The following is an 8,235-nucleotide window of genomic DNA, read 5'->3' as shown; positions in this document are numbered from 1 at the left end:
GCTGGTCTCGCGGCTGCGCCTGCCCCCGCACGGGCTGCAGCGGCACGAGCGCAGCCACATCCGCGCGGACATCGCCGAGGGCGTGCGCTGGACCTGGCGGCACCCCGCCGTGCGCACGCTCGTGCTGACGATCTTCATCTTCAACGTGACGTTCGGCGCCGCGTGGTCGGTGCTCGTGCTCTACGCGCAGCAACGCCTCGGGCTGGGCGCGGTCGGGTTCGGCGTCATCACCACCGTCCAGGCGGTCGGCGGGCTCGTCGGGACCGCGACGTACGGGTGGCTCACGCGGCGGGTCACGCTCGCGAACCTCATGCGGATCGGCCTCATCATCGAGACCCTCACGCACCTGGCGCTCGCGCTGACGACGACCGCGTGGGTCGCGATGGGCGTGTTCTTCGTCTTCGGCGCGCACGCGTTCGTGTGGGGCACGACGAGCGTGACGGTGCGTCAGCGCGCCGTGCCGACCGCCTTGCAGGGCCGGGTCGGTTCGGTGAACCTCGTCGGGGTCTTCGGCGGGCTGGTGATCGGGTCGGCGGTCGGCGGCGCCCTCGCGCAGCACTACGGCGTGACGGCGCCGTTCTGGTTCGCGTTCGCCGGCTCGGCCGTGTTCGTCGTCGTGATCTGGCGTCAGCTGCGGCACGTCGCGCACACCGACGAGCAGGAGCAGCCCCTGGACGGGGGCGACGCGGACGGGGGCGACCTGCACGAGGGCCCGGACGAGGGCCTGGGCGAGGGCACCGCCCAGGGGCGCGACGAGGTCGACGAGCGCCTGACGTAACCCCCGGGTCGCCGCGGACACTTCTGGGTGTGAGCACAGACCAGCCGAGCGACGCGCAGCGGTTCTCCGAGCTGTGGGACCGGTACGCGCCGCGGATCCAGGCCTACGCGCTGCGTCACGTCGCCCGCGACGAGGCGCCCGAGATCGTCGCCGAGACGTTCCTGGTCGCGTGGCGTCGGCTGGTCGACGTCCCCGGCGAGCCGCTGCCCTGGCTGCTCGTCGTCGCCCGCAACACCGTCGCGTCCCACCACCGTTCGCGCCACCGCGCTCGCGTGCTGTCAGACGAGCTCGCTCGCCTGCACGCCGTCGTGGCCCCCGACTCGTCCGCACCGGACGAGGTCGTCCTCGAACGCGACGCGTTGCTGCGAGCCCTGGCGGCCCTGACCCCGATCGAGCGGGAGGCCCTCCTGCTCGTCGCGTGGGACGGGTTGCTGCCCGCGCAGGCGGCCGCCGTGGCCGGCTGCTCGACCACCGCGTTCAAGGTGCGTCTGCATCGTGCGCGCCGACGGCTCGACGCGGCGGTCGCCGCCGAGCCCGGCGCACCCGAGGCGCGCGCCGACCTGACCCTCGTCTCCCAGGAAGGCTGACCGATGGCCCCGCTGAACCTCACGGACCTGCGGCCCGACCGCACGATCGACCCCGACGGCCTCGCCGCCGCTCACGACCTGCTGCACGCCCGCATCGACGCCGGCACCGCCCCGACGACCGTGGTCGACCTCGCGCCGCGCCGCCGCAGGGGCGCGGCGCGGCTCGGCCTCGTCGGCGCTGCCGCTGCGGCCGCTGCGGTCGTCACGCTCGTGCTCCCCAACCCGACGGACACGGCCGCGTTCGCGGGCTGGACGGCGGTGCCCGCGCAGCTCGACGCGGCCGACACCGCGGCCGCCGGTGAGCAGTGCCTGGCGCTGCGCACCGGTGTCGCGGGCACCGGGCCGGACGCTCCGACGAACCTCGCCGACGCGAAGGCGGTCCTCGCCGACCGCCGCGGCGAGACGACGTTCACCGTGCTCAGCTCCGGGGCCGGGCTGCAGTCGTGCCTGATCGGACCGCGCACGCGGGTGTCGATGGTGCTGTCCGGGGCCGGAGGCGACGCGGTCACGTCGTGGGACGTCGGTGCCCAGAACCCCGGCACCGCCGAGACGGCGCCCGACACCCAGCTGAGCGTCGGTGTCGTGGGGCCGGACGCGACGCCCACGGCCGACGGGGCGACCTACGCCACGGGTGGGATCGAGGGGGTCGGCTCCGACGAGCCGTGGGGGTACGGCATCGGGCGCGTCGGGGCGGATGTGACGTCCGTCGACGTGCACCTCAGCGACGGCAGCGTCGTGCAGGCGAGCGTCGCAGGCGGGGTGTGGGCCGCGTGGTGGCCGACGCAGGAGCTCGTCGCGCAGGTCGTGCCGACGCTCGCCGACGGCACGGTCGGGCAGTCCCCCGAGATCGACACCGGGACGCTCGAGCTCACGCTCGACGAGGCAGCCGAGGGCACCCCGACCTCCGACGAGTCGCCCGAGGAGTCGGTCGGCGAGGGGACTCCAAGCTCCGGCGACTGAGCAGCCGACCGAGCAGCCGACCGGGCAGCCGACCGGGCAGCCGACCGAGCCGCACTGCCCGGCACCGAGGCGCGGCGTCCTGAGAGGGCGCCGCGCCTCAGCGTGTCGACCTGTCGGGGGTCGACCTGTCGGGTGTCGACCTGTCGGGTGTCGACCTGTCGAGTGGCGTCGGCCGCGCGCGTCATCCCCTCGACGGCCGCCACCGGTGCGGGCAGAGTGAGACCGACGAGGGAAGGACGTGGGATGGACGGCCCGACGACGAGCCCGGCATGACCGACGAGCACGACGACCCGGTCCGCGCGGCGCTCGACGAGGCGTGGCGGTCGAGCTGGTCGCGCGTGGTCGCGCTGCTCGTCGCGCAGTACCGCCGCCCCGACCTCGCGGAGGACGCCGCCGCCGACGCGTTCGAGGCCGCAGCCCGCACGTGGCGCTCGTCGGGCGTGCCCACCAACCCGGGCGCGTGGCTGCTCACCGCCGCGCGCCGACGCGTGCTCGACCGCCTCCGCAGCGAGGCCGTGCACCGACGCAAGGAGCCCCTGATGGCCGTCGACGACGAGATGCGCGCGCTGGCCGCCGCAGCGGTCGCCGTCGACCCGGGCGGGCACGTCGCGGACGAGCAGCTGCGTCTCGTGTTCGCGTGCTGTCACCCCGCGATCGCGGCCGACGACCGCGTCGCGCTGACGTTGCGGTTCGTCGTCGGCCTGCCGACGAGCGAGATCGCGCGGCTGCAGCTCGTGCAGGAGACGACGATGGCGGCGCGGATCACGCGCGCGAAGAAGCGGCTCGCGTCGTCCGACATCCCGTTCGAGACGCCCGCTCCGGAGGCACTCGCGGACCGCCTCGACGTGGTGGCCACGGTCGTGTACCTGATGTTCACCTCCGCCTACCAGCCCGGCACGGACGGGCTGCGCGTCGACCTGGGGAACGAGGCGATCCGGCTCGCCCGCACGCTCGACGAGCTGCTCCCGGGCCAAGCCGTGGTCCGTGCGCTGCTCGCGCTCATGCTGCTGCAGCACTCGCGCCGCGACGCGCGCCTCGACGACGCGGGCGACCTCGTCCTGCTGCCGGACCAGGACCGGGCCCGCTGGCACCACGACGAGATCGCCCAGGGCGTCGCGCTGCTCGAGTCGCTCCCGGAGCGCACGGACTCCCGGCTCACGACCGAGTACCGGCTGCAGGCGATGGTCGCCGCCGAGCACGCGACCGCCCCGACGCCAGATGCGACGCGCTGGCCGGTGATCGCGGACCTGTACCTGCAGCTCGAGCTGGTGACGGGTTCGCCGGTCGTGCGCCTCGCGCGCGCGGTCGCGCTCGCCGAGGCCGAGCGGCCGAGCGCGGGCCTCGCCCTGCTCGAGGGTCTGGACGACGCGCTGCCGCACCACCACCGCGTGCCGTCGGTGCGCGCCGAGCTGCTGGCGCGCGCGGGCGAGGTCGACGACGCGGTCCGCGCGTACGACCGCGCGATCGCGATGGCGACGAGCCCCGCCGAGCTCCGGCACCTGCGCTCGCGCCGCGCCGCACTCGTCGGCGCCGACGCCGAGGACGGCACTCCCCGCGCCGACGGCACACCGGACGCAGGCGCGGGTCAGCCGGCGAGCAGCAGGTAGAGCAGCGCGCCGTTGAGCGCGACGACCAGCGCGACGACCGCGACGAGCACGACGTGCAGGCGTGTGCGCGTCCGCGCCTCGCCCATGACCTCGCGTGACCGCGTGAGCCGGACCAACGGGATCATCGCGAACGGGATGCCGAAGCTCAGCACGACCTGCGACACGACGAGCGTCCACGTCGGGTCCGCGCCCCACGCGAGCAGCAGCACCGCGGGGACGATGGTCGCGGAGCGGCGCGCCAGGATCGGGATCCGCTTGTGCAGCAGCCCGGCCATGATCGTCGCGCCGGCGTACGACCCGACCGACGTCGACGCGAGCCCCGAGGCGAGCAGCCCGATCGCAAACGCGACGCCGACGACCGGGCCCAGCGCGTCGGTGATCGCGGCGTGCGCGCCCTCGATCGAGTCCGTGCCCGGCACCCCGCGCAGGCCCGAGGCCGCGAGCAGCAGCAGGCCGATGTTGACCAGGCCGGCGACGACGAGCGCGAGCCCCACGTCCCAGCGCGTCGCGCGCAGCAGGCGGTCGCGCCACGGCCCGGCTTCGGCGTACCCGTGGCGGTCGCGCGCGAGCGCGGAGTGCACGTAGATCGCGTGCGGCATGACGGTCGCGCCGAGCATCGACGCGGCGAGCAGCACGGAGTCGCTGCCCTCGAACCGCGGGACCAGCCCGGACAGCACGCCGCGCGCATCGGGCGGGCTCACGACGAGCCCCGCGAGGAAGCCGACGGTGATGACGGCCAGCAGCGCGACGATCACGTGCTCGAACCGGCGCTGGCCGAACCGGTCCTGCGTGCCGAGCAGCGCGAGCGAGACCAGCCCGACGATCACGCCGCCGAGCCACAGCGGCACGCCGAACAGCAGGTGCAGCGCGATGGCCCCGCCGACGACCTCGGCGATGTCGGTCGCGGCGGCGACGAGCTCGGCCTGCGCCCAGAACGCGAGCCGCGGCCCGCGGCGCAGGCGGTCCCCCAGGACGTCGGGCAGCGACCGCCCGGTGACCAGCCCGAGCTTGGCCGACTGGTACTGCACCAGCACGGCCATGGCGTTGGCGGCGACGAGCACCCAGAGCAGCAGGTACCCGTAGCGCGCCCCGGCGGTGAGGTTCGCGGCGACGTTCCCCGGGTCGACGTAGGCGATCGCGGCGACGAACGCCGGCCCGAGCAGCAGCGGGCCGCGGGGGCGGCGTGCCGGTCGCCGCAGCGTGGTGCGCGCCGCCGCGGGAGCCTGCGTCATTCGGTCATCCTCCATCAGAAGTTCGGCGATGCGAACTCTACGCCGGGACGACGACGGAGGGAGGGTCTTCCTGCGACTCGGCGCGCCCTCTCGTCGTGGCGTGCCCCCGGCCCGACCGCGTCAGGCCGCGGCGACCTCGCGGACCCAGGTGCCGTCGGTGGTGGGCGCGAAGCCCACGCTCCGGAAGTAGTCCCGGTTCGCCGGGACGGGGTCGACGACCAGACGCTCGAACCCGCGCTCGCGGAACACCCCGGAGCGGCGGTACACGAACTCCCCGGGCGTGAAGTCCCGGAACCGCGGCGTCACGTAGTCCATGAGCACGCGCGCCGTGCCCGCGCCCTCGTCGCGCACCTGCACCACGCCGACGGTCTCGTCGCCCCGCACGACGAGGAACGCGGCCGACGCCTCGTCGGGCGCCCCGCCCGCGACCCCGCCGGGACCCGCGGCCACGGCGCCACGCCCGGGCTCGAACTTCGCCATGTCGGACGCGTGCACCGCCAGGACCCGGCCCAGGTAGGCGTCGTCGGGAGCGACCTCGACGACCTCGTACGCGGCCTCGTCGTGCCGCTCGCGCAGCAGGCGCACGAGCCAGTACACGTCGATGATCGTGATCGCCGCGTTCATGGCGGCGAACGGCCACACGTCGATCGCGATGTTGTACGCGGTGGCGATCGCCGCACCCGCCAGGTTCATCACCCGGAAGCGCAGCACGCGGGCCTGCATGAGCGAGACGACGACCAGCACGGAGCCGGTCCAGCCGATGACCTCGAGCCAGTTCATGCCCCGAGCGTAGGCGTCCGCAATTGCGTGGCGCGCAGGACCCACCCGGGCGCACGCTGACGTCCATGACCACCGTCCGAGAGGTACCCGTGACGGCCACGGCGACGGAGCCGGGGGCCGCACTGCTGCGCGCGTACGTCGACGCGTGCAACGACGTGTCGCGCTCCGTCTGGGGCACCGACGACTACCGGCGCGAGCCCGCCGAGATGCTCGAGGCGATGCGCGAGAAGCCGTACGAGACGTTCGTCCGCCTGGTCGCGCTCGACGACGAGCACGCCGACGTCCCCGACGACGAGATCCCGCTGGAGGCCGTGCTCGGCACGGGCGTCGTGGTGCTCCCGCAGCAGGACAACCTGACCTGGGCGTACGTCGGCGCCACGGTCCGGCCCGCCCACCGCGGACGCGGCGTCGGCTCGACGATCCTCGACGCGTGCCTCGCCCTCGCGCGCGAGAACGGCCGCACCACGCTCATGGCGGAGACCGACCACCGCGCCGAGCCGCCCGAGGGCCCGGAGTCCCTCACCGCACCCACGGGTTCGGGGCGGGTCCCGCTCGACGAGGCCGGCGTACGGTTCCTGACCCAGCGCGGCTGGGACCTCGAGCAGGTCGCGCGGCGTTCGGTGCTGCCGCTGCCGCTCGACACCGCCGTCGTCGAGGAGCACCGGGCGCGCGCCGCCCTGGCCGCGGGCGACGACTACCGCACGGTCAGCTGGGACGGCCCGGTCCCTGACGAGTGGGTCGAGGCGATGGCCGCGCTCTACACCGAGATGAGCGACGCACCGCCGATGGGCGGGCTCGAGTACGAGCAGGACCAGTGGGACGCGGCGCGCGTGCGCCACCACGACGACGAGCACGTCAAGCGCGGCATCCAGAGCTGGACGACCGTCGCGCAGCACGTCCCGTCCGGCGCGCTCGTCGGGTACACGACGCTCATGGAGGTCCCCCCGGTGCGCGACCTCGTGCACCAGGAGGACACGCTCGTGGCCGCGGCGCACCGCGGGCACCGGCTCGGCATGCTGCTCAAGGCGACGAACCTGCAGCGCCTGGCCGCCGCGCGGCCCGACGCCCGGCGCATCGACACGTGGAACGCCGAGGAGAACGGGCACATGCTCGCGATCAACGTCGACCTGGGCTTCCGACCCGCCGGGTGCTCCGGCGAGTGGCAGCTCAAGCTCGGCACGGCCCACGGACAGACGACACCCTGACGGCTCGCGTCGGCGCTCTGCGTCGGCGCGAACCAGCGGGTCTCACGGTCGGCGGACGCTCGTCGTCGCGCGCGCCGGTCAGGGCTGCGGGTCGGTGGCGGGCTGGTCCGCCGAGGTCGGGGGGTCCGTCGGCTCGTCGGCCAGCAGGCGGTACAGGTCGCGGCGGGCCGCGTCGATCGCGGCGACGGCCCGCGCGACCTGGGCGGCCGTCCCGGTCCGGGCGACCTGCTCGGCCGCGCCCGCGAGCGCGCCGACCGCGTGGTGCAGCGCGCGGCCGGGGTGCTCGGCATCGTCGTCCGACGAGGCCTGCCACGGGTCGCCCAGGTCGCCGACGTGCTCGGTGACGTAGGTGCCGCCGGCCTCGGTGAGCGTCGCGAGCTTGCGGCCCGACTCGCTCACGATCGCGACGAGGCCCTCGTCCTCGAGCGCCGAGAGCGCGGGGTAGATCGCGCCCGGGCTCGGCCGCCACCGCCCCTGCGTGCGCTCGTCGATCTCCTGGATGAGCTGATAGCCGTGCATCGGCTGCTCGGCGAGCAGCAGCAGGATCGCGGCGCGGGTGTCCCCGCGCCCGGCCCGGCGGCCACGGCCGCGGTGACCCTCGGGGCCACCGAAGCCCCAGGGCGGGCCGAACCCGCGCGGTCCGCGAGGACCGTCGCCCCACGGGCCACGCGGCCCGAAGCCCGGGCCACCAGGTCCACCGGGGCCGCCGGGGCCACGTCGGGCACGCTCGGGCCCGTCCCAGCCGGCCGCCCAGGGGCCGCGCTCGGGACGCCGACGGCGTTGGCCGCGCTCGCGGCCGGTGAGGTTCTCGATCGGGTCGGGGCGCTGGTCGCGTCTCCCGCACCCGGAGTCGTCGTGCTCTCGCATGGGGTGCCTCCTGGCATCTGGGTCGTCGGACATCGACGACGACGTAACGATATATCGTTGATACATCGCAGACAACCCCTCTGCCACGCCCTGCCGGACTGCGCCGCGCCCCACACCCACACCCACCAACCCCCGACCCAGCGTCTGCTCCGGCTATCCGCCCCCTTTCCCTGAGCAACCCCTGGCTCGCGGGGAGGGGAGGGGAGCGGGGAGCGGGGA

8 protein-coding genes are annotated in these 8,235 nt (G+C 75.0%); 5 read left to right on the top strand and 3 right to left on the bottom strand.

What is annotated here, in order from left to right; translation table 11 throughout:
- From CWIS_RS19645 to CWIS_RS16685, 4 genes are all read left to right on the top strand, one after another.
- On the top strand, nt 1–778 hold a 778-nt coding region (locus CWIS_RS19645), incomplete at its 5' end, for an MFS transporter (protein ID WP_231583968.1).
- Between the two features lie 29 nt (nt 779–807).
- Entirely contained in the window at nt 808–1,365 is a 558-nt protein-coding gene (locus CWIS_RS16695) for an RNA polymerase sigma factor (protein ID WP_048344461.1), read from the top strand.
- 3 nt (nt 1,366–1,368) lie between these two features.
- The gene (locus CWIS_RS16690) at nt 1,369–2,325 is read left to right on the top strand and encodes a hypothetical protein (protein ID WP_048344460.1); all 957 of its coding nucleotides are present in this window, start codon (nt 1,369–1,371) and stop codon (nt 2,323–2,325) included.
- Between the two features lie 269 nt (nt 2,326–2,594).
- On the top strand, nt 2,595–3,932 hold the full coding sequence (locus tag CWIS_RS16685) for an RNA polymerase sigma factor (RefSeq protein ID WP_082156561.1): 1,338 nt from the start codon (nt 2,595–2,597) through the stop codon (nt 3,930–3,932).
- On the opposite strand, the gene CWIS_RS16680 is transcribed toward CWIS_RS16685, so the two are convergent.
- Both CWIS_RS16680 and CWIS_RS16675 read right to left on the bottom strand, forming a co-directional pair.
- Nucleotides 3,911–5,164 (bottom strand): Nramp family divalent metal transporter, encoded by a 1,254-nt coding sequence (locus CWIS_RS16680; protein ID WP_048344459.1) that lies wholly within the window; start codon nt 5,162–5,164, stop codon nt 3,911–3,913. The two genes, CWIS_RS16685 and CWIS_RS16680, sit on opposite strands and share 22 nt — an antisense overlap.
- A gap of 120 nt (nt 5,165–5,284) precedes the next feature.
- A complete protein-coding gene (locus CWIS_RS16675; protein WP_048344458.1) occupies nt 5,285–5,944 on the bottom strand; it encodes a hypothetical protein in 660 nt (219 codons plus the stop codon).
- 65 nt (nt 5,945–6,009) lie between these two features.
- On the opposite strand from CWIS_RS16675, the gene CWIS_RS16670 reads away from it, so the two are divergent.
- Nucleotides 6,010–7,149: a GNAT family N-acetyltransferase gene (locus CWIS_RS16670; protein WP_048344457.1), complete on the top strand. Its 1,140-nt coding sequence runs from the start codon at nt 6,010–6,012 to the stop codon at nt 7,147–7,149.
- Nucleotides 7,150–7,227: 78 nt separating this feature from the next.
- On the opposite strand, the gene CWIS_RS16665 is transcribed toward CWIS_RS16670, so the two are convergent.
- A complete protein-coding gene (locus CWIS_RS16665) occupies nt 7,228–8,016 on the bottom strand; it encodes a PadR family transcriptional regulator (protein ID WP_048344456.1) in 789 nt (262 codons plus the stop codon).
- Between the last annotated feature and the right edge of the window lie 219 nt (nt 8,017–8,235).

Origin of the sequence: Cellulomonas sp. A375-1 (assembly GCF_001040865.1) — a bacterium.
GTDB lineage: Bacteria > Actinomycetota > Actinomycetes > Actinomycetales > Cellulomonadaceae > Cellulomonas > Cellulomonas gelida.
The sequence above is the reverse complement of the archived record's forward strand: the minus strand, read 5'-3'. Positions and strand labels throughout refer to the sequence as shown.